This is a genomic window from Pusillimonas sp., assembly GCF_035515275.1.
Taxonomy (GTDB): Bacteria; Pseudomonadota; Gammaproteobacteria; order Burkholderiales; family Burkholderiaceae_B; genus Pusillimonas.
The window spans coordinates 20418-41208 of record NZ_DATJBQ010000127.1 but is presented as its reverse complement, the minus strand read 5'-3'; the positions used below and the strand labels follow the sequence as shown (position 1 = coordinate 41208).

16 protein-coding genes are annotated in these 20791 nt (G+C 60.4%); 10 read left to right on the top strand and 6 right to left on the bottom strand.

Annotated elements, in window-relative coordinates:
• Together VL003_RS09385 and VL003_RS09380 are read left to right on the top strand one after the other, a co-directional pair.
• Positions 1 to 1372, top strand: a 1372-nt coding sequence (locus VL003_RS09385) for a peptide chain release factor 3 (RefSeq protein WP_325441819.1), incomplete at its 5' end; no start/stop codon positions are given.
• Between the two features lie 75 nt (positions 1373 to 1447).
• Positions 1448 to 2110 (top strand): hypothetical protein, encoded by a 663-nt coding sequence (locus tag VL003_RS09380; protein ID WP_325441817.1) that lies wholly within the window; start codon positions 1448 to 1450, stop codon positions 2108 to 2110.
• Between the two features lie 295 nt (positions 2111 to 2405).
• Here the strand turns inward: VL003_RS09380 and bfr are convergent, their stop codons facing one another.
• The 3 genes from bfr to rpoN all read right to left on the bottom strand — a co-directional run bounded on the left by bfr (position 2406) and on the right by rpoN (position 4971).
• A complete protein-coding gene (gene bfr / locus VL003_RS09375; protein ID WP_325441815.1) occupies positions 2406 to 2876 on the bottom strand; it encodes a bacterioferritin in 471 nt (156 codons plus the stop codon).
• A gap of 341 nt (positions 2877 to 3217) precedes the next feature.
• The gene (locus VL003_RS09370; protein WP_325441813.1) at positions 3218 to 3484 is read right to left on the bottom strand and encodes a (2Fe-2S)-binding protein; all 267 of its coding nucleotides are present in this window, start codon (positions 3482 to 3484) and stop codon (positions 3218 to 3220) included.
• An 86-nt stretch (positions 3485 to 3570) separates the two neighbouring features.
• Complete coding sequence (rpoN, locus tag VL003_RS09365; RefSeq protein WP_325441812.1) at positions 3571 to 4971, bottom strand: RNA polymerase factor sigma-54; 1401 nt, start codon at positions 4969 to 4971, stop codon at positions 3571 to 3573.
• Between the two features lie 16 nt (positions 4972 to 4987).
• Between rpoN and VL003_RS09360 the strand changes: the two genes are divergently transcribed.
• On the top strand, positions 4988 to 5554 hold the full coding sequence (locus VL003_RS09360) for a hypothetical protein (protein ID WP_325441810.1): 567 nt from the start codon (positions 4988 to 4990) through the stop codon (positions 5552 to 5554).
• Between the two features lie 295 nt (positions 5555 to 5849).
• A complete protein-coding gene (gene leuA / locus VL003_RS09355) occupies positions 5850 to 7550 on the top strand; it encodes a 2-isopropylmalate synthase (protein WP_325441808.1) in 1701 nt (566 codons plus the stop codon).
• 33 nt (positions 7551 to 7583) lie between these two features.
• Here the strand turns inward: leuA and VL003_RS09350 are convergent, their stop codons facing one another.
• Positions 7584 to 7928 carry a DUF1840 domain-containing protein gene (locus VL003_RS09350; RefSeq protein ID WP_325441807.1) on the bottom strand — a complete coding sequence of 115 codons (345 nt, stop codon included), beginning with the start codon at positions 7926 to 7928 and terminating at the stop codon, positions 7584 to 7586.
• Between the two features lie 94 nt (positions 7929 to 8022).
• On the opposite strand from VL003_RS09350, the gene VL003_RS09345 reads away from it, so the two are divergent.
• The 4 genes from VL003_RS09345 (at position 8023) to VL003_RS09330 (ending at position 14973) form a co-directional block, all read left to right on the top strand.
• Positions 8023 to 11832, top strand: a complete 3810-nt coding sequence (locus VL003_RS09345) for a phospholipase effector Tle1 domain-containing protein (protein WP_325441805.1) — start codon at positions 8023 to 8025, stop codon at positions 11830 to 11832.
• Positions 11833 to 11918: 86 nt separating this feature from the next.
• Positions 11919 to 13604, top strand: coding sequence for an arginine--tRNA ligase (argS, locus tag VL003_RS09340; protein WP_325441803.1), 1686 nt, complete (start codon positions 11919 to 11921; stop codon positions 13602 to 13604).
• An 8-nt stretch (positions 13605 to 13612) separates the two neighbouring features.
• Entirely contained in the window at positions 13613 to 14284 is a 672-nt protein-coding gene (locus VL003_RS09335) for an SPOR domain-containing protein (RefSeq protein WP_325441801.1), read from the top strand.
• A 65-nt stretch (positions 14285 to 14349) separates the two neighbouring features.
• Positions 14350 to 14973 carry a thiol:disulfide interchange protein DsbA/DsbL gene (locus VL003_RS09330; RefSeq protein ID WP_325441799.1) on the top strand — a complete coding sequence of 208 codons (624 nt, stop codon included), beginning with the start codon at positions 14350 to 14352 and terminating at the stop codon, positions 14971 to 14973.
• A 59-nt stretch (positions 14974 to 15032) separates the two neighbouring features.
• On the opposite strand, the gene metC is transcribed toward VL003_RS09330, so the two are convergent.
• Positions 15033 to 16223 (bottom strand): cystathionine beta-lyase, encoded by a 1191-nt coding sequence (metC, locus tag VL003_RS09325; protein WP_325441797.1) that lies wholly within the window; start codon positions 16221 to 16223, stop codon positions 15033 to 15035.
• A gap of 117 nt (positions 16224 to 16340) precedes the next feature.
• On the opposite strand from metC, the gene VL003_RS09320 reads away from it, so the two are divergent.
• Entirely contained in the window at positions 16341 to 16973 is a 633-nt protein-coding gene (locus tag VL003_RS09320) for a LysE family translocator (RefSeq protein WP_325441795.1), read from the top strand.
• Positions 16974 to 17718: 745 nt separating this feature from the next.
• On the opposite strand, the gene VL003_RS09315 is transcribed toward VL003_RS09320, so the two are convergent.
• Positions 17719 to 18798 carry an MBL fold metallo-hydrolase gene (locus VL003_RS09315; RefSeq protein ID WP_325441793.1) on the bottom strand — a complete coding sequence of 360 codons (1080 nt, stop codon included), beginning with the start codon at positions 18796 to 18798 and terminating at the stop codon, positions 17719 to 17721.
• Positions 18799 to 18920: 122 nt separating this feature from the next.
• Between VL003_RS09315 and aceK the strand changes: the two genes are divergently transcribed.
• A complete protein-coding gene (gene aceK, locus VL003_RS09310; protein ID WP_325441792.1) occupies positions 18921 to 20768 on the top strand; it encodes a bifunctional isocitrate dehydrogenase kinase/phosphatase in 1848 nt (615 codons plus the stop codon).
• The last annotated feature ends 23 nt before the right edge of the window (positions 20769 to 20791 follow it).

Below are 20791 nucleotides of genomic sequence, written 5' to 3'. Positions count from 1 at the left end.
CCGCGATTGTGTGATCAACCTGCTTGACACCCCCGGCCACCAGGACTTTTCGGAAGACACCTACCGGGTGCTGACAGCCGTGGACGCCGCATTGATGGTGCTGGACGCCGCCAACGGTGTCGAGCCGCAGACGATACGCCTGCTTCAAGTATGCCGGGCCCGCAACACCCCCATCATCACCTTCGTCAACAAGCTGGACCGCGAAGTTCAAGAGCCGCTGAACCTGCTTTCCGAGATCGAATCGCACCTTGGCATGGACACCGTCCCGCTGTCGTGGCCGGTGGGCATGGGCCGATCGTTCGGTGGCGTGTTCGACTTGCGCCTCAACCGCATGCGTGTTTTCAAGGCGGGCCAAGAGCGCCGGGCCGGCGATGACGAAATCATCGACGGTATCGACAATCCGGAAATTGCCCGCCGCTTTGGCGACGCCTTTACCAAGGCCGCCGAAGAGATTGAGCTCATCCAGGAGGCCTCGCCGCAGTTCGACCATCAGGCCTTTCTCGAAGGCAAACAAACGCCGGTCTTTTTCGGATCCGCCATCAATAACTTCGGCGTCCAAGAGGTGCTGGACGCCCTGGTCGATTTCGCGCCGCCTCCCGGTGCGCGCCAGGCGCTGCAACGCGAGGTGCGCCCCGAAGAAAGCAAGTTCAGCGGCGTCGTCTTCAAGGTGCAGGCCAATATGGATCCCGCCCATCGCGACCGGGTCGCTTTCGTGCGTGTCAGCTCGGGCAAGTTCCAGCGGGGCATGCGACTTAAGGTGGTTCGTACCGGAAAGGAAATTCGGCCCAACAACGTCGTGTCGTTCTTGTCGCAACGCCGCGAACTGGTCGACGAAGCCTACGCCGGCGATGTCATCGGCATACCCAACCACGGCGTATTACATCTGGGCGATGCGCTGACGGAAGGTGAAAGCCTGCAATTTACCGGTCTGCCGTTTTTCGCACCCGAGCTTTTCCAGGCGGTGGAAGTCAAAGACCCCCTGCGAATCAAGCAGTTGCGTACCGGCCTGACCCAGTTGGGCGAAGAGGGGGCCATTCAGGTGTTTCGCCCGGAAGCTGCGGGCGGCGCACTTTTATTGGGTGCCGTCGGCCAACTTCAGTTTGAAGTGGTGGCCCATCGCCTTAAGACGGAATACGGTGTTGAGGCCCGAATGATGCCCACGCGCTACAACATGGCACGCTGGATCACCGCGGACGACCCCAAAGAGCTGCGCAAGTTCATGCAAGCCAACTCGGCCAACATCGCCTACGACGTGGTCGATGCCGTGGCTTTTTTGGCCGGCTCGCCCGCCCAACTGCGTGTCGCCCAAGAGCTGTACCCCGCGATCAAGTTCCATGACATGCGCGAACATAGCGGCCAGGTCTTCGCATAACTCGCTTACATCCCTCGTGGGGACGTCCCGCTATCGTTCTATACTTGACCAGTAAAGCACCACGGAAGGACCGTAATGTCTTGGCGTTTAATTTTTGCAATCCTGATACTGGCCGCAGGCGCCTCCGTTTGGGGCGGGTTGCGGCTGGGTGAGTGGCTGGTTGCGCATGGGCCGGTTGCCACCACCACCGCGCACCACGCGCCGCTAGTGGCCGTGCCCGTACTCGATGCCGACGGCAGGCCCTACACGGCCGAGCCGCCGCAGCCCTTGCTTGACGGCCGCCTGGCCATACCCGAGGACCCACCCCAGATCGCCTGGCAAATACCTGAGTCGTCGCTGGACGAAACCAAGTCGAATCAGGTCATCGCCGTCTCGACCACGTCCATTACCCTGGTCGAGGCACAACAAATAGCCGCCGGCGGCTCAAACAAGCTAACAGGCATCGCCGACGTGGGCGACCTGATGGGCACCTTGAATCAAGGCGGCCAGGGCAACTCGGGCGGCGGACCCCTGCAGCCCATCGAAGCGCCGCAAATGCCTGTTCCGCAAGTGGCGTCAGCGCCTGTGGGCGGCGCCAACAACAACGCTTGGCAAGCCCGATTGCGCCAGGACCTGCAAGCTTGCGATGCAGAAAGCTTCTTTGATCGGCCCAGCTGTGCCTGGGCGGCGCGCAACAAGTACTGCACACCCAACAACGCCTGGGGGCGCGTGGCCGATTGTCCGGCTCGGAACTTTTAAGGTTTTTAGCTGTGCGTTTGCAGACGATTCTGGTTTTTTAGGCGAAAATCGCCGCCGCTCCGGCAGGCAGGCCCTGCCCGAGCTTAGGCCGACGTGACTCGTGCGCGTTTTTTGAGTTTTTAAACGCCGTCGGCGGCGGGGCTGTCTGGGCCGGGCGGTTTGAGGCAGCGCCCTCCAACGCCCGTCCCAGACAGCCCCACCACCGACGGCTCACGTTTGAGGCTCATGGGGCGCAAACTCAAACGGCCGACCCCAAAAGGAGCCGGCCGTTTCGCCATACACAGCAAAGATCAGATTACTCGTCCATTTGCGACTGCAAGTAATTTTGCAGCCCTACTTTCTCGACCAGTTCAATCTGGGTTTCCAACCAATCGATATGCTCTTCGGTGTCGTCAAGGATTTCGGCGAGCAGATCGCGTGACACGTAGTCGCGTACCGACTCGCAATAGGCGATAGCCTCGGTTACCGTGGTGTGGGCGGCGGTTTCCAGCTTTAGATCGCACGCCAGAATTTCTGGAACGTTTTCGCCGATGCGCAGCTTATGAAGGTCTTGCAGATTGGGAAGGCCATCGAGCATGAAGATGCGTTCGATCAGGCGGTCGGCGTGCTTCATTTCGCCGATTGATTCGTCGTACTCGTGCTTGCCCAGCTTGTTCAGGCCCCAATGATTAAGCATGCGCGCATGCAGAAAATACTGGTTGATGGCCGTAAGCTCGTTGGTAAGCTGCTTGTTCAGATGCTGAATAACAGTAGCGTCGCCTTTCATGGGGTTCTCCTGATAAGCCCTGGAGCCGCTCGCGCGGCATCATGATTACTTCTTGTCTTATGGGTAGTAGCCTACCACGACAAGGTTAAATAATCAGCCGCATCGAGTTCCGTTCAGGCACCAGGAAACCCGCATAAACACACGAATTTTGCGAAATGGGAATACGTTTCTTTGTTGCTATCAGTTGGCGGGCAACTACGCTCTGGCTTGCCGTTTGAGGCCCCCCAAAGCGTGAAACCGTGGTAACCACATATGACTACCGGGGCAGATCGGGGCAATTTGCCGCGGTGCCCGGTTTCTGGGCGCGCACCGATAATTTTGTTACCTGTTGCAACCCAACACTAGGCGCGGCGAGCAACGGCATGAACCACCATACCGCCTACCGACGCGTCGTTGGCGGCCACTTCAGCCACGGCGTCAATTTCGGTGGCAGAGAGGTACTCGGCCTCGCGCCCGCCGGGCAGGTATTCGCTGGCAGTGTCGGCGCAACGGCCACAACACATGGCAACCCCCAGGTCAATTTGAAGGTCGACCAGGGTTTCGGCGCCGTCGGCAACGGCGTTGATGACTTGGCGCTCGGTAACTGCGCGGCATATGCAAATATACATGAGAACCATTATTATCTAGGCTCGGACAAAAAGCAACGCTTTGGGGCCGAGCCCACTTCAGAAAATTGTAAAAAAACCTGTAGGGCTCATTGGGCCCCTTGAAGGCGAGCCCTTGCGCGTCTTGACGATGCCGCCGGTATACCCGCCGCCTCGCGATACTTGGCCACCGTGCGCCGGGCGATCACGACGCCCCGCTCGGCCAGCAACGCCGCGAGACGATTGTCCGAAAGCGGCTTGCCTTCAGGCTCGCGCTCGACCAGTTCTTGAATCAACGAGCGCACCGCCGCGGCCGAGGTCGCGTCGCCGTCGTCCAGCCCTACTGCTGTTGTAAAAAAGAACTTCAACTCGAACACCCCCCAAGGGGTCTGCGCATACTTGCCTCGCGTTGCACGCGACACGGTCGACTCATGCATGCCAAGCACCTGCGCAATATCGCGCAGCACAAGGGGGGCCATGGCCTGCGAACCCTGTTCAAAAAACGCTTGCTGACGCTCGACGACAGCTTCAGCCACACGCAAGATCGTTTCGTAACGTTGATGTATGCCCTTGATCAGGCCGTGCGCCTGCTGCACTTGTTGTTGCAGGGCGGCATCACCCGTTTGCCGCGTCTGCCGAATAATGCGTTCGTAGTCTGCGTTGACGCGCAAGGCCGGAACAGCCGCAGGATTGATCGACGCCTTCCAGCGGCCCGAAGACTTGCGCACCACCACTTCAGGTCGAACATAGTCGGCCACGTTCTGCGCCCAGTCCCGCCCCGGCTTTGGGTCTAATTGCAGCAATAAGCGGCGCGCCTCGCGCAGCACCTCAAGCTCGCACCTTAATTGACGACGCAACGGCACAAGGTCACCCGTTGCGAGCAGGCTCAGATGATCGCGCGCCAGCTCGCGCGCGCAGGCCAAAACTTCTGCGCCAACCTGGGTCTCGCGCCGATCCAGCTGCAACAACAGGCAATCGGGGACCGACACGGCACCGACGCCGGCGGGGTCAAACGATTGCAGCAGACGCAGCGCGGTCTGCCATTCTTCACGCTCAACACCCAGCTCTTCGGGCAACAAGGCAACCAGTTCAGATAGCGGGGTGACCAGGTAGCCGTTATCATCCAGCTCGTCGATCAAGAGCTCGACCAGAACCCGATCGCGCGCGGTGGCACGCGTCAGGCGCAACTGCTCCAGAAGATGCTGTCGCAAATCGGCAGCGGGTGCAGCTTCGGGACGCACATAGTCGTCGTCAACGTCGCGCCGCAAGGGCGACGAAAGACGCGCCTCGCCAAAACTTGCATCGCTTTGTGTATCGCCCTGTTCCGCCTCGGCGCCTTCGGTGTCATACTCTTCTACTTGTTCGAGCAACGGATTGTCCTGCAAGGCCTGCGCCACTTCTTGCTCGAGATCCTGTGACGAATACTGCAACAGCCGTATGGCTTGCTGCAGCTGCGGAGTCAGCGCAAGACGCTGATGCTGGCGTAATTCGATCGACTGGCGCGATTGCATAGGTAAAATTATTGGCATGAAACAAAATTCAAGCACCCTGGCGACCCCACAAGACCATGCGATCTTGCGCAGTACGCTGCTCAAGCTTACAGCAACGCAAAAAATCCTGTGCACCGTGGTGGTAGCGGTGGTGGCCCTGGTCTGGTATGTGCTGCTGAACCGGCTCGTGGCGTTCGGCGCCAGAATGGATTACTCGGGCTTGCAGGTGCTTGGCGCCGAGGCCACTGCTTTCCTGCAGCGCTACAACGCATTTTTCTGGTGGGCACTTGTTGCGCTGTGCACGCTTATCATCGCGTATTTTCTGGTGGGTTTCGTGCAGTCTCGCCGACAGCACGTGCGGGGCAAGATTGTTTCCGCCGACACTTTCCAGGCCTTGGCCGGCCAACTGTCTGAACCTGCCCGCGAAGTCTTGCGCTGGGCCTGGCAAGATCGCAGCCGCCCAGTAACCGTTGGCGTTTTACAACACGCTGCCGCCGAACTGCGCTCGGGCAGAGCCGCAAAAATCGTACTGGCGCGCCAACAGGCTCAAATACTGGGCGCAACGACACCCGACACCCTTGCACCCGAGCGTAACAATGTTTAGACTATAAATATGAACCCTCAGTACGTCACCCCTACCGCTTTCAGCAACGGCAATACATTTGCCGGTGGGGTTGCGTGCCTTGCTCAAGCCGGCGCTCGCCGCGCTCCTTCCTTTGCTTCGGCCCTATCGCTGCTGCTACCGATCGGTTGCCGAGCCTAGCGTCGTGTGGCAGTTCGGCAGCCTTTTCGCCACGCCGATACCTATCAGTTTGTCTTACTCGGCTGCACAAGCCGGCTTCGCCTTCCACCAGCGCCACAACTGATACCCACACACAAAATTAGTAAATAGGTGCTTTATGCTTTCAAACCCATCCGATAAATATCGTCCGTTTGTTGCGTTCGATCAAGACTACTCTGAACGCACGTGGCCCAGCAAGCGTATTACACATCCGCCCATCTGGATGAGTACCGACCTGCGCGACGGTAACCAGTCGCTGATCGAACCCATGAGCGTTGACCGCAAGCTGCGGTTTTTTGAGCAGTTGCTGAAGATCGGCTTTAAAGAGATCGAAGTGGGCTTCCCCTCGGCCTCGCAAACCGATTACGATTTCGTACGCAAACTGGTGGACGAAAAGCGTATTCCTGACGACGTCACCATTATTGCCCTGACCCAATCGCGCGAAGACCTGATACAGCGCACGGTCGAGGCCGCCGCGGGCGCCAAGAAAGCCATTATTCACCTGTACAACGCATGTGCCCCCGCATTTCGCAAAATCGTCTTCAACATGAGCAAAGACGAAGTGCGCGAGCTTGCCGTCACGGGCACCAAGCTGGTCAAGCAATATACCTCGCAGCACCCCGAAACCTCGTGGCGCTACGAATACTCGCCTGAAGTCTTCAGCACCACCGAGCCCGAGTTTGCCCTTGAAGTGTGTAACGCAGTGTGCGAAGCATGGCAGCCCACGCCGGAATCCAAGATTATCTTCAATCTGCCCGCCACGATCGAGGCGACTACGCCCAATCTTTACGCCGACCAGATCGAATGGATGCACAACAACCTTAAGCAGCGCGACTGCATCGTGCTTAGCGTGCACCCGCATAACGACCGGGGAACCGCCGTGGCGGCCGCCGAATTCGCCGTCATGGCGGGCGCCGACCGCGTCGAAGGCTGTTTGTTCGGCAACGGCGAGCGCACCGGCAACGTCGACCTGGTCACGCTTGCGCTCAACTTGTATACCCAAGGCATCAACCCGGGGCTCGATTTTTCCGACATCGATGAAGTTCGGCGCTGTGTTGAATACTGCAACCAGTTGCCGGTGCACCCCCGTCACCCCTACGCAGGCGACCTGGTCTTTACCGCGTTCTCGGGTTCGCACCAAGACGCGATTAAAAAAGGCTTTGCCCAGCAGCAACCCAACGCGCTCTGGGAAGTTCCGTACTTGCCCATCGACCCGGCCGACCTTGGCCGCAGCTACGACGCCGTCATACGCGTCAACAGCCAGTCGGGCAAAGGCGGGGTATCGTACCTGCTCGAGCAAGAGCACGGCCTTGTGTTGCCGCGCCGCCTGCAAATTGAATTCAGCCGCGCCATTCAGCGTGTTTCAGACGAAACCGGCGCCGAAGTAACCTCGGACGCGGTCTACAACCTGTTCAGCAGCGAATATCTTGGCCTGAACACCCCCTGGAAACTGGTGCGCCACCGCATTACCGGCACACCCGAGGCCAAAACCGGAGAGCAATTCTCGATCGAGGTCGAACTTCAACACGAAGGCGAGACCCGTCAGTTAACCGGCCACGGCGACGGCGCGATTTCGGCCTTTGTCAATGCGCTTGATCTGGATATTCGTATTATGGATTACCACGAACACGCCATTGGCACGGGCACAGAAACCAAGGCCGCCTGCTATGTCGAAGCCCGAATCGGCGACTCAAGCACCGGTTTCGGGGTAGGCATCAATGCGGATATTGTCACGGCCTCGTTCCTGGCGATATTAAGCGCGGTGAACCGCCACGCTGCGGCCCACCCGACCCAAAAAGCCTCGGCCATGGCTGTTTAAGCAAACAGCCACCCAACCAACCGGCCCCTTACGCTACCACGAAGGGGCCGGCTCCCATGTGACGTCGGCCTGATGCTTCTGGGCCAGACGCAGCATGGCCAGCAATGGAAATGATCGCTGACGAAAGCTGACGGGCAACGAAATGGGGTGCTCGCGGTCGTCGTTCTCGTCGTCGCTTTCAATATCTTGCGGCGGCGGGCCTTCGGCGATGGCTTTTTCAATGCCTGCAATGGCGCCGGCCAATTGGTCATGAGTAATGACGCCACGCTCGGGAAGCGTATCAGTGTACGGTTTGCCGGCTGCCTTGAGGATAGGCAGCGCATGTTGCGCGAACATAAGCACTTCGGCGGCGGGCTTGGAATAAAAGACAACTAGCATCTCGGTTTTCCTCAATAGACGAACTTCTACACTACCCTAACATCCAGGCACTGCCAAGCGACAAAATTGTGGTTTTCCGTAAAGGGAAACACTCATGGCAGCTCGTCTATGGTGTCTTGCTTTGCTGTTCTACCCCATCGCGGCCGTCGGGGCGCAAGACACTTGCTCGCCACCGGCTCTGGGCCACCCTTGCTCTGGGGGCGGAATCGCCACGCAAGGCCCCGATGAGCCCGGGCTTAATCTGGCTATCGGAAACCCCGTACACCTGGCGACCGGCAACAAACACCAAGAAGAACTTGACCTCCCGGCCAGTAAAGCCTTTCCGTTATTGCAGGTGATTCGCCATTACAACTCGCGCGACCCCCGGCACGGCGCCTTCGGCCAGGGCTGGCAACTGTCGTACGACACCCGCCTGTATCACGTGGCGGGACACATCCAGATCGTGCAGGCCGACGGAAGCCGCGTTTACTTCGGGCACGCCGGCCGGTTGCCCATAAGCAATCGCCACGGCGTCTTGCACGCCGACGGCGAACACTGGGTCTGGATCTGGCCCGACGGTCGCAGCCTGCGTTTCGACGCGCAGGGCCGCCTGCTGCGCATTGCGACAGCACAGCGTATGCAGGTCGGGCCTGCAACCATCCGCTACGCCGGGCATGCCGCAGCCCGAACGAACCACTTCGACATCGTCGATATCATTCGGCATGCTCGGCCGGGTGTGCTGAACGGCGCCATTGCGCAGATTTCGGCGAGCCGAGTGGGCGAACCGCCCGCCGTACTGGGCCTCCATTACCGCATTAGCGGCAGCCGCCGCTACATCAGCGCCATCGACACACCGCTGGGGCGGTTCAACTATGCGTACGAGCCAGCCGGCCCAAACTCACCGGCGCTGCGCCTGACGGCCGTGATCCGCCCCGATGGCCACGAACGACGCTATCTGTACGATGCAGCCAGGCAGTCGAATCAGCCGCAACTGGTCACAGGCATTGCACTGGCAGCCCCGAATAGCGCCGCCGTGGTGCTCAATAGCTGGGCTTACGATCAATACGGGCGCGCCATACAGTCGGCAAAACATTTCCCCCAGCACGAGGCTTACGCGCTTCGCATCCAATACCGGCAGCCCGCCTCATCGAGCCAGAACGGCCTGACCCTGGTCGACAGCGCCGACGGCCGCCGCACCCGATTCGAATTCGCTTTGCAAACAGGGCGGTATAAGTTGCGTAAGGTGCACGGCGCGCCGTGTCCGGGGTGCGCAGCACCCGGCACCCAGGCCGAGTACGATGCCTTCGGCCATCTTATGAAGCTCAATGGCACCCGGCTCAAACACCATGCCTCAGGGTGGCTGGAACACTTGACGCCCAATGTCCCGGGCTGGCCCGGGTTGCAATTTCATTTCAATGCCAAGGGCCTGCGCACTGCCTGGCAAGCCGCTGCCACAGCTACCGAACATACCCGGTTTGACGACCACGGCCGGCCCATTCGTCGCCTGTTCGCCAACGGCGATGAGTGGCTGTACGACTACGACGACCAGGGCCGACCACGGTTTATCAAAGCAAGCAATGGCAAAGCGTCGCTGATCACCCGCCTGGCCTGGAGCGGCCCGCGCCTGACCGCCATACGGCATCCCCATGAAAACGAACATCTTGGCTACGACCATTTGGGGCGCCTGACCAGCAGACGCATCCACCGACCGCTGCCGCCGGCGCCAAGCGGCCGGCACATGTACCTGGACCGTTTCGAGTACGACCTGGCCCACCGTCTGGCGGTACACCATCTGCCCGAAGGCGGTGCCCTGGTTTATGACTGGACCGCACAAGGGCGGTTAATGCAAATTCGCTGGCGCGACACCCTGGGAGGCGAGCACGAGGTGATTCGAGCCTGGCCGACACAGGCCGGTTACCGATACGGCAACGGTTTGCACATGGCATTGCATTTTCAACAAGGCAGCGTACGTGCCATGGCGCTTGAGGATGAAAACACCCCAATCTGGGAGCAATTTCGGATTCAAGACCTGCAAGGTCGGCCCGTACAAGAAGCGAATCGCGTGGGCGCGACAGGCTGGACGCAAAGCTGGCGCTATGGCTATGACCGGGAATCGCGGCTGATCATAGCCCGGGCGTCGCACGAGCCCCTTGCCACCCCCGGCACGGCCCAGGCAACGGGCACCACACACTGGCGCGCCTGGCACCCCGACGGCTCGGCGGCCGCCTTAAAGCTCGACAACCATACTGCGCAACCCGTCCTGGTGCGCCAGGCCGGCGGCCTGCCGCGCGAAGTAGAGCAGTTTGAATTGCGTTACGGCCCCCAACGGCGCCTGGAGCAAGTTCGCCACAAAGGAAAGCTGCTGGACCAGTACCGCCACAATGCCTTCGGGCAGCGCATTTACGCTCGCACCCCGCGCGAACACACGCAATACTTCTATCTGGGCAACCGGCTGATAGCCGAAGCCCGGCACGCCAGGCTGCCCGGCTCCCGCCCCCAGAGCCGACCCATTACCCGCCGGTACATCCATGCCGGCCACGCCATCGTCGGCATGATCGACTATTCGGCCCAGGCTCCGGCGGGGACCCTGTACGCCGTACACGCCGATTTAATGGGCGCACCCCACGTCATTACCGACCAGCAACGGCAGATACGCTGGCTGGCCGAATACACACCTTTCGGATCTGCACGGCGCATTGCCGGCGACCTGGACTTTGACCTGCGCCTGCCTGGCCAGACCTTTGACGCCACCACCGGCTGGCACGATAACCTGCTGCGCACCTATGACCCGGAATTTGGCCATTACCTTGAACCCGACCCGCTAGGCCCGTTGCCGGGCACGCAGGCAATGGGCTATGCCGCCCAGCAGCCGCGACGTTATGTAGACCCTTTGGGGTTGCTGTTGTTCGCCTTTGACGGCACACGCCAAAACGCCCATACGCGCAGCAATGTCTGGTTGCTGAGCCGGCGCTACCAGGACGGCTCGGTGTACTACCACTCGGGACCGGGCAACCCCTACTACCTGGATCTTGACACGGTGGCGGCACACACGGCGCCCCAGATCATCGAAACTCAATGGCAGCATCTGCTCAACGCCCTGCACGGCACGTTGCCGCAGGGCGAACAACCCGTGCCCATCGACATCATTGGCTATTCGCGCGGGGCGGCGCTGGCTCGACACTTCGGTAATCTGGTCGAGCAGCACGTTGACCGCGGCCTGTTTTCGTACGCCGATCCGCTACGCGGCCAGATCAGCACATGCGTCGACTTGCGCTTCATGGGCCTGTTCGACACCGTGGCACAGTTTGGCGTTGGCGGGCAACTGAACGAGCTGTACGACTTCCGTATTTCGGCGGCCTGGGGCTGGGTGGCTCACGCGGTGGCGCTGCATGAGCGGCGCTGGCTGTTCCCGCTGCTGGCAGCAGCCCAAGGCATGACAGACAACATCATTGAAGCCCCTTTCATAGGCGCCCACGGCGATATCGGCGGCGGCTCGCCCCCCAACACCCCCGGCACTGCGCACGGCGATCTGTCTGACGTGGCCCTGAACTGGATGCTGTGGCAGGCCCAGGCCGCTGCCGTGCCGCTCAAGGCGCTGGACGATGATCAAACTGTAGTCAGCAGCCCGATTTTGCACGACCAGCGTTCAACGACGGCTCGAAGCGTACAAGACAGCGACAGACGCGTTGACGGGCCCGACGCAAGCAAGGCACTGGACTACCAGGACCAGCACGAGCGACTGGGCCGCCGGCAGCGCGATGCCACCGAGGCGCTGATCCAGCGCTACGACAACTGGCGCCGAAGCAGTTCTGACGCCGTGGGAACTGTGGATCTGGACGCTTATGCACGCTGGCTTTACGATGAATTGGGGTGGCACCAGGCGCCCATGCAGGCCACACCGTCGGAAAATCAAGCTATCATTTAAGTCTTTACATCCATTATGCAGGCGCCCTTCAACAGCGCCGGGCCCCCTTCTGCGGCACGTTCACTGCCGCCTACACCGAACTTCCTATGCTTTCAGGGCAACAACAGCAACTTATCTCCTTCATTCGCGCCGCGATCGAACCCCTTGTTCCCGATGCCGCCCCCAATATTTTGCTCGAGCGGCCCAAGGTCGCCAGCCATGGCGACATCGCCACTAACGTGGCCATGCAGTTGGCAAAGCCCGCGCGCAAGAACCCGCGCGAACTGGCAGAGCAGATCGTACAGGGCTTGCTCGCTCAGCCCGATGCCGCCCTGCTGGTCGCCTCGGCCGAAGTGGCCGGCCCAGGCTTCATCAACCTGCGCCTGACCGCAGGGGCGCATCAGGCAGTACTGATCGCCATCCAGCAAGAGGGCGAACGCTTCGGCCGGCAAACTGCGCGCGACGAAAAAATTCTGGTCGAGTTTGTTTCGGCAAACCCCACCGGCCCCCTGCATGTGGGCCACGCACGCCAGGCCGCCCTGGGCGATTCGCTTTGCCGTTTGCTGGACGCACAGGGCTACGACGTTACCCGCGAGTTCTACTACAACGACGCAGGCAACCAGATCGACAACCTGGCCGTCAGTGTGCAGGCCCGCGCCAAAGGCATCCCCCCCGAGGCGCCCGAGTTTCCGGCCGACGGCTACAAAGGCGACTACATTCTTGATATTGCCCACGACTTTACCGCCAAGGCCACCGTACAGGCCGCCGACGGCGATTCGGTTACCGCGACCGGCAATATCGACAGTCTCGACGACATCCGCCGCTTTGCGGTGGCCTATCTGCGCCGCGAACAAGACCTTGACCTGCAGGCCTTCGGCCTGAAGTTCGACAACTTCTATCTTGAAAGCTCGCTTTACTCCAGCGGTCGCGTCGAGCAAACCGTTCAGGCGCTTACGGACGCGGGCCACACCTACGAACACGAAGGCGCACTTTGGCTGCGCACCACCGAACTGGGTACCGGCGACGACAAAGACCGCGTCATGCGCAAATCAGAAGGGGGTTACACCTACTTTGTGCCTGACGTGGCCTATCACGTGGCCAAATGGCAGCGCGGCTTTCATCATGCCGTCAATATCCAGGGCAGCGACCATCACGGCACCATTGCCCGCGTACGCGCCGGCCTGCAAGGCCTGAACCTGGGCATACCCAAAGAGTATCCGGCGTATATTCTGCACAAAATGGTCAAGGTCGTGCGCGACGGCGCCGAGGTCAAGATCTCGAAGCGGGCCGGCAGCTACGTGACCATGCGCGACCTGATCGACTGGGTGGGGCAAGATGCGGTTCGGTTCTTCCTGGCGCAACGGCGGGCCGATTCTGAGTTCGTATTCGACATTGACCTGGCCCTGTCCAAAAGCGAAGAAAACCCGGTTTACTATATTCAATACGCCCATGCCCGCATCTGCTCCATGCTGGCGCAATCGTCCGACCTGCAGGGCGGCATCGACCAGGCCGACCCCGCTGCGCTTACCGCAAGCAGCGAAATCGCCCTTCTGCAACGCCTGGCAGAGTTTCCCGCAATAATCACCCAGGCGGCCCAAGAGCTTGCCCCGCATCACGTGGCTTTCTGGTTGCGCGATTGCGCCTCCGACTTCCACACCTGGTATAACAGCGAGCGGGTGCTGGTCGACGACGAGGCGCTTAAACTGGCCCGATTGCGTCTGGCCAAGGCTACTCGTCAGGTGCTGGCAAGCGGGCTTAATTTACTTGGGGTTTCGGCTCCTGAAAGGATGTAATCGCTGATATGGCACGTCGCAAATCCACCAGCTCGAAATCCGGCGGCAGCACTCTGTTCGGTCTGCTGGCGGGCCTGATCATCGGCCTGGCCGCAGCGGCGGCCGTCGCCTACTTTGTCACTCAGGTGCCCATGCCTTTTGTCGACAAGGCCAGCCGCGATCCAGCCAATATCTTGCTGCCCGACGTACGCGACGCCCCCGACCCCAACCTGGGTCTGTACGGGAAAAGCGGCGCGGCTGGCAGCGCGGCCAACGGGCCCACCGCCACGCCCCCCTCTCCTCTGCCGGGCGCCACTCCCGGCCAGGCCCCCGGTTCCATGGCAGATGAAATCGGCACCCTGCTTGAAACCCTTGGCGCCCCTGCGCCGGGCACGGCCAACAAGCCCGCTCCGGCGGCTCAGGCCGAAAGCCCTCGCACGCCCTCGCCGGCCGACATTGCAGCGACCACACAAACCACGTACTACCTGCAGGCCGGCGCATTCCGTTCCAACAAGGACGCCGAGGCCGTCAAGGCCCAGATTCTGTTGCTGGGCCTACCCGTTCAGGTACAACAGGCACAACTCAACGGCTCGCCGATTCACCGCGTACGGGTCGGCCCATTCAAGGGCATAGACGAAATGAACCGTTCTCGCGTCCGGTTAAGCGAAGCGAAAATCGAATCGTCGGTCGTGCGCCCATAAAACCCGTCTTGAACTTGAACCCGTTTCACGGGTCTTAATGTTCAATTTCGTTCAGGATATAACCCATGGCATTTAAAAATTCTTTCCTTCGTGTTCTGGCCGCAGCCGCCATCGGCGCCGCCGCATTCATGGCGCCGACCGCCATGGCACAATCGAACTCGCATACTGTGGTCGACCCCGCGCAGCCCTCTGACACCGCCGGAAAAACCGAGGTTCTGGAGTTTTTCTCGTACAGCTGCCCCCATTGCGCCAGCATGGAGCCCCTGATCGAAAAATGGTCTCAAACACTGCCCGAGGACACCATCGTCAAGCGTGTACCCGTTGCCTTCAACGCCAGCATGGTCGACCTGCAAAAGTTGTATTACTCGCTTGAAAGCATGGGGCGCCTTGATCTGCATCCGGCGGTCTTCAAGACCATCCATCAAGAGCGCAACCGCATCTATTCCCAAGACGCCATCACCGACTGGATGGTCGGGCAGGGTGTCGACAAAGCCAAATTCGAAGCAGTGTTCAATTCATTCGGCGTTCAAACCAAGATCAACCGCGCCAACGAACTGGCCGACACATACAACGTGCAGAGCACGCCCAGCCTGGCAGTAGCAGGCAAGTACGTCGTTTCTCCCTCGATGACCGGCAGCTACGAAGCCACCATCACCGAGGCGCAACGCCTGCTCGACAGCCTCAAGTAAATCTAGCACACGAAAGCGGCCGCCCCTTTGGGACGGCCGCAGCCCTACAATAAAAAATATTAGCGTGCTGCCTGAAACGCCTGCTCCAGATCGGCGATTAGATCTTCCGCTGTTTCCAGGCCCACATGCAAGCGCACCACCCGCCGGTCTGGGCCACCGTCTTGCCAGTACCCATGCAGCGCCAGCGCCGACGGCTCGACCAGTTGGGCCAGGCTCTCAAACCCACCCCACGAATACCCAATGCTGAACAGCTGCAAGCTGTCCATGAACCGGCGCGCCTGCGCCTCGTTCAAGGCCAGCTCAACAGACAGCATACCGTTCGAACCCAGACAGTCACGCTGCCATAGCGCGTGGCCGGGGTCATCGGGATAAGCAGGATGAAACACGCGCTGGGTTTCGGGCCTCTGCGCAAGGTACTTGCAAACCTCAAGCGCATTGGCCGCGTGCTGGCGCATTCGCAACGGCAGGGTGCGCACGCCTCGCAAGGCCAGCCACGCATCATCGGCACTGATCACGTAACCCATGGCGTAATGGGCTTCATTGATGCGACTGATCAGCTCGGGGGAATTGACCATGACTGCGCCCAACATCAGGTCGGAATGCCCGCCAATGTACTTGGTGCCCGCTACTACCGACACATCAACCCCCAATTGCAATGGCCTATACACATAGCCCGCGCCCCAGGTATTGTCGGTAACCAGAATCAGCCCATGCTTGCGCGCAAACGCCGACAAGGCGGGGATATCGAGCATCTCGAACAGCAAGGAGCCCGGCGACTCGATAAACAGCAGGCGTGTATTCGGGCGCAACTGTGCCTGTAACGCCTCGGGCGTTGCCCGGCTGTAACTGACCTGTATACCCATACGCCCCAGCACCGACTTATGCAGCTGACGCACCGGACCATACACACAGTCGGCCACCAGGGCGTGGTCGCCGGCGCTTAGCAAGGCCAACATGGCCAGCGTAATGGCCGACAGCCCCGACGGCGCCAGAAACGCCCGCTGCGCCCCCTCGAGCTCACAGAACACCTGTTCAAGCGCTGCGTGGGTGTCCATGCCCGGACGCCCATAGGTGGCCGCACGCTCGCCGCTCGACTTATCTGCAATGGCACGATCAAGCGCCTGCATGCTGGCGAACCGCACCGTGCTGGTCCGCATGGGCGGAAGCGCGACGGGGGCGGACTGCGTTTTGGGATTAAACTCGGCGATGCCCGAATGCATCAATTTGGTGTCTATGTGCGACGTGGCCATGATTGGGTCGAAGTGATTGCGCTGAACGCCTAAAACTAACACATAATCCGGCTCGTAACCGCTGCTTGCCGCCCACACGTTCACCGCACTTTGCCGCCAGCCCACCCCAGTCTCCTTATGCTTACCTTCCAAATCGCCCTTTCCTTCTTCGGCATCGCCGTCTTGCTGGCCCTGGCGCCCGGCCCCGACAATCTGTTCGTGCTGATGCAGTCGGCGTTATGGGGCAAGACGGCGGGCATGGTAGTGGTGCTTGGTTTGTGCACAGGGCTGATCGGCCACACCGTTGCGGTGGCCGTGGGGCTGGCGGCAATATTTGCCACCTCAGAAACCGCGTTTACGATGTTGAAGCTGGCGGGCGCCGTGTACTTGCTGTATCTGGCATGGGGGGCGTTTCGTGCGCCGGCGGTTGGCGCGCAAAGTGAAGCCGGCACCACGCCTCGGTTGCCTTACGCTACTTTGTACCGCAGGGGCATCATCATGAACCTGACGAACCCAAAGGTCTCGTTGTTCTTCCTGGCTTTTCTGCCGCAATTCACCTCACCGGGCCGAGGCTCGGTGGCGCTGCAAACAATTAGCCTGGGCGCTTTGTTCATGCTGGCCACGCTGCTTGTGTTTGGCGCCATCGCGTTCTTCTCCGGGGCGTTCGGCGAGGTTTTGCGTCGCTCGCCCCGAGTGCAAAAATGGCTGAACTGGCTTGCTGGTGTTGTGTTTGTCGGCCTGGCACTGCGACTTGTGTTTTCGCAGCGGTGATGGTGTCAGTTATGAGTCGTTGCGATGGTGGTTCTTGATGTTGGTCTGGGCTGTGAGTCGTTGCGCTGTTGGTTCTTAAGACGTTCCTGCGCTGTGAGTCGCTGCGCTGTTGGTTCTTAAGACGTTCCTGCGCTGTGGGGCAGGTCTTTTTCGGGCGGAGGCACTCGGCCTTCGGCCCGCCTGCCCGGATCGTCCGGGCCTTCGCCCTTCCTTCTCCGGGCGCCCGGCTCTCGCGCCAACGCCCGAAAAAGACCTGCCCCACATCACAGGAACTGCAGGTGGAATAAGAGCCGCTTCTTCGTGCTAGGGACGAGCCGGCGTTGATGACCTGGGGACTTGGTGGCGTGACGTCGTCTGGGATGTGGTGATCTCATGGCATCGTCACGTCAGTGCACCAGTGATATCAGTGACCTTGGCATTAGAGGCATCACACGCAACAACGCTAACGACCCAATTCTCGAAACCCTTATAACGCCCCAATCATCAAAATCACGAGGCGTGGGGCGGGGTGGGGTATTTGGGCGACGTTTGCAAGCCGAGTCGGCTGTCGTTTTTGGGGATGCAAGCACGCAGCATGTTTGAGCGGCACGCTTGGCGAACCACTGGTTCGCCGCCGCGAGTTCTGCGTGCGCCCCAAAAATGATAGACGGCGAGGGAAGCCGGCGCAGCCGGCCGCAGCGGCCGGCGCCCAAATACCCCACCCCGCCCCACGCCACTTAAGAACCCACAAAAACACCACAAAAAGCTAGCGATCCACAGCCCTGAAACGTATCACCCCGTCGTCGCCAACCAAGCGACTCAAGCGCCCCTCGTAGTACAACGCATGCAAGTGCGCCAACGCCTCGCCCATGGCAAACGCCAGCTGGTGCGCATCAAGCGCCCGTTTGAACATCAGCGGCACGATGTCAGCCGCCGAGCAGTCCGAAGCTCCACATGCCGTAAGCACTTCTTCAAGACGCTCAGCATGATGCGCATGCTGCTGGGCAATGCGCTCGTGCAGCCCCCGGAAGGGACGCCCATGCGAAGGCAGCACCACCGTTTCGACCGGTAGCCCGTCGTAGCCGCGCAGCGACTTCAAATACAGCGGCAAAGGATTCGACTCGGGCTCGAAATCAAACACACTGACGTTTGTAGAAATGCGCGGCAGCACCATATCGCCCGAGATCAGCATCTGCAGCGTATCGCTATACAAAGACACGTGTTCCGGCGAATGCCCGTAACCCACAATAACCCGCCAGTCACGGCCCCCGATCGAGACACGGTCGCCGTCCATCAAGCGTCGAAAGCGCGCCGGCACATCAGGAACATGGCTGGGGTAGTACTTGCCGCGCTCAAGAATCTTTTGCTTCGCATCAGCATCGACCAGACCGTGACGAACAAAGTGGTCTACCGCCGCCTGGCCGCTGATGCCACCCGCCGCCACATTGCCCACCGGCGGACGCGACCACAGCCGGCCCGTCATGTATTCAGTCATGCTGATCCACAACGGAGCGTCCCACTTCTTGCAGATCCAGTCGGCCAGACCCAGATGATCCGGGTGCATATGAGTCACCAGCACACGCAGAACAGGCAGGCCCTCGAGCGCGTTCTCAAAAATCTGTTCCCACAGAACCTTGACCTCATCGCGGGCCACGCCGCAGTCGACCACCGTCCAGCCCGAACGACCGTCGATCTCATCGCGCAGCAGCCAAAGGTTGATATGATCAAGCATGAAAGGCAGCGGCATGCGGATCCAGCGCACGCCGTCTCCGATGGCCACCGCTTGGCCGGGTTCGGGCAGCGTATCGCCCCAGGGGTAGGTCAACTTCTGTTCATTAGGGTTCATCCAATATCTCCGTACTCCGGGCCGCAGGTTGTTGATGTTTACGTAACGGCGGCCGCTACCGTACTATAAACGGTCTTTATCTTGAAGCTTCAACTATTCCATGCAACATACCAAGGGCGGGCATGATACGCACCGCAGACCACCAGCATATTGAACCGGCCACGCGGCAGCATTTGTCGCCCGAGACCGTGGCGCAGATGATACTGTCGGGGTTTGATCGCCACTATGCCTTGTTTCGTTACGGCGCCCAGCGGGCAAAATCGCTGTTCGAATCAGGCGACTGGCGAGCCATGCAGCAATTGTCGCGCGAGCGCATCGAATACTACGACACCCGGGTACGCGAATGCTCGGTCACCCTTAATGCCGCCCTGAAGGGCAGTGAAGCCAGCCCCGAAGGATCCGGCGCCGAAACCGAACTTACCGAGCCGCAGCTTAAGTTCTGGCAGGCCGCCAAGACCGCCTACATAGGCCTGCTGGCCGGGCACCGGCAACCCGAATGCGCCGAGACCTTCTTCAACTCGGTCTCGTGCCGCATATTGCACCGCGAATACTTCAACAACGACTTCATGTTCGTGCGGCCCGCTGTGGCCACCGAGTACATCGATAGCCGGCTGCCCTCGTACCGCGTGTACTACCCTGCGACCGAAGGGCTGGAAGCATCGTTGATACGCATGATGGCCGACTTTGGTCTGGCAGCACCCTTTACCGACCTGCCGCGCGACGTCCGGGCGCTGGCCCGCAAGGCTGTAGGCCAGTTGCGAGCCGCCCTGGACCGCGAAGGCGGTCGACGCATCGCCCCCGATTGCCAGATACACGTGCTGAACTCGCTGTTCTTTCGCAACAAGGGCGCCTATGCCGTGGGCCGCCTGGTGAACCAGGGGGCGACCTACCCTTTCGCCATTGCGCTGCTGCGACAGCCCTCGGGGCACGTGGTATTGGATGCCCTGCTTTATACGTCCGACGACCTGAGCACCCTGTTCAGTTTCACACGCGCGTACTTTCTGGTCGACATGGAAGCGCCTTCCGCCTATGTAAATTTTTTGACTTCGCTGCTTCCCCGCAAGCCCAAGGCCGAAATTTACACCACCATCGGTTTGCAGAAACAGGGCAAAACCCTTTTTTACCGCGACTTCCTGCACCACCTGTCGCACTCGCACGACGCGTTCGATCTGGCGCCGGGTATCAAGGGGCTGGTCATGGCGGTTTTTACCTTGCCCTCGTACCCCTACGTATTCAAGCTGATTCGCGACCGTATCGCCAAGCCCGACATGAACGCAGCCACCGTCAAGCGCAAGTACCTGGTGGTCAAGAAACACGACCGTGTGGGCCGCATGGCCGATACCTGGGAGTACTCGCAGGTAGCGCTGCCCCGCCGGCGTTTTTCTGAACCGTTGCTTGCCGAGCTGCGCAACGAAGTACCCAGCCTGATCGAAGAAACCGCCGACACCATTATTTTGCGGCATGTGTATATAGAACGCCGCATGACCCCACTGAACATCTATTTGATGCAGGCCTCGGACGCCGCCCTGGAGCACGCCGTGCGCCAGTACGGCGACGCCATACGCGAACTCGCCGCAGCCAATATCTTTCCAGGCGACATGCTGTTCAAGAACTTTGGAGTCACCCGGCTTGGACGTGTTGTATTCTATGATTACGACGAAATCCAACGCATGAACGAAATGAATTTCCGCCGTATTCCGCCGGCCCCTTACGAAGAGGCCGAGCTGGCCGCCGAGCCCTGGTATCCGGTCGGACCCAACGACGTCTTCCCAGAAGAGTTTTCGCGATTTCTATTGGGCGCCCCCCGGGTGCGAGACGCATTTCTGCGACACCATGCCTGCCTGCTCGACGCCGAGTGGTGGCAGGCCTGCCGCGAAAGGGTCATGCAAGGGCGCATCGAAGACATCTTCCCTTACGACGAAACACGCCGCCTGGGCAGCCCAGGCACGCAGCCAGCCAACCAGCCATAACCATTAATCCATCAGGAGCAAAA

Excerpts from the sequence above, each read along its gene's own strand:
- rpoN (WP_325441812.1), bottom strand. The coding sequence starts at position 4,971 with ATGCAATCGCGCCAGTCGATCGAATTACGCCAGCATCAGCGTCTTGCG.
- metC (WP_325441797.1), bottom strand. The coding sequence starts at position 16,223 with ATGGCCACGTCGCACATAGACACCAAATTGATGCATTCGGGCATCGCC.
- argS (WP_325441803.1), top strand. The coding sequence starts at position 11,919 with ATGCTTTCAGGGCAACAACAGCAACTTATCTCCTTCATTCGCGCCGCG.
- VL003_RS09380 (WP_325441817.1), top strand. The coding sequence starts at position 1,448 with ATGTCTTGGCGTTTAATTTTTGCAATCCTGATACTGGCCGCAGGCGCC.
- VL003_RS09320 (WP_325441795.1), top strand. The coding sequence starts at position 16,341 with ATGCTTACCTTCCAAATCGCCCTTTCCTTCTTCGGCATCGCCGTCTTG.
- leuA (WP_325441808.1), top strand. The coding sequence starts at position 5,850 with ATGCTTTCAAACCCATCCGATAAATATCGTCCGTTTGTTGCGTTCGAT.
- VL003_RS09345 (WP_325441805.1), top strand. The coding sequence starts at position 8,023 with ATGGCAGCTCGTCTATGGTGTCTTGCTTTGCTGTTCTACCCCATCGCG.
- VL003_RS09335 (WP_325441801.1), top strand. The coding sequence starts at position 13,613 with ATGGCACGTCGCAAATCCACCAGCTCGAAATCCGGCGGCAGCACTCTG.
- VL003_RS09360 (WP_325441810.1), top strand. The coding sequence starts at position 4,988 with ATGAAACAAAATTCAAGCACCCTGGCGACCCCACAAGACCATGCGATC.
- VL003_RS09330 (WP_325441799.1), top strand. The coding sequence starts at position 14,350 with ATGGCATTTAAAAATTCTTTCCTTCGTGTTCTGGCCGCAGCCGCCATC.
- VL003_RS09350 (WP_325441807.1), bottom strand. The coding sequence starts at position 7,928 with ATGCTAGTTGTCTTTTATTCCAAGCCCGCCGCCGAAGTGCTTATGTTC.
- aceK (WP_325441792.1), top strand. The coding sequence starts at position 18,921 with ATGATACGCACCGCAGACCACCAGCATATTGAACCGGCCACGCGGCAG.
- VL003_RS09370 (WP_325441813.1), bottom strand. The coding sequence starts at position 3,484 with ATGTATATTTGCATATGCCGCGCAGTTACCGAGCGCCAAGTCATCAAC.
- bfr (WP_325441815.1), bottom strand. The coding sequence starts at position 2,876 with ATGAAAGGCGACGCTACTGTTATTCAGCATCTGAACAAGCAGCTTACC.
- VL003_RS09315 (WP_325441793.1), bottom strand. The coding sequence starts at position 18,798 with ATGAACCCTAATGAACAGAAGTTGACCTACCCCTGGGGCGATACGCTG.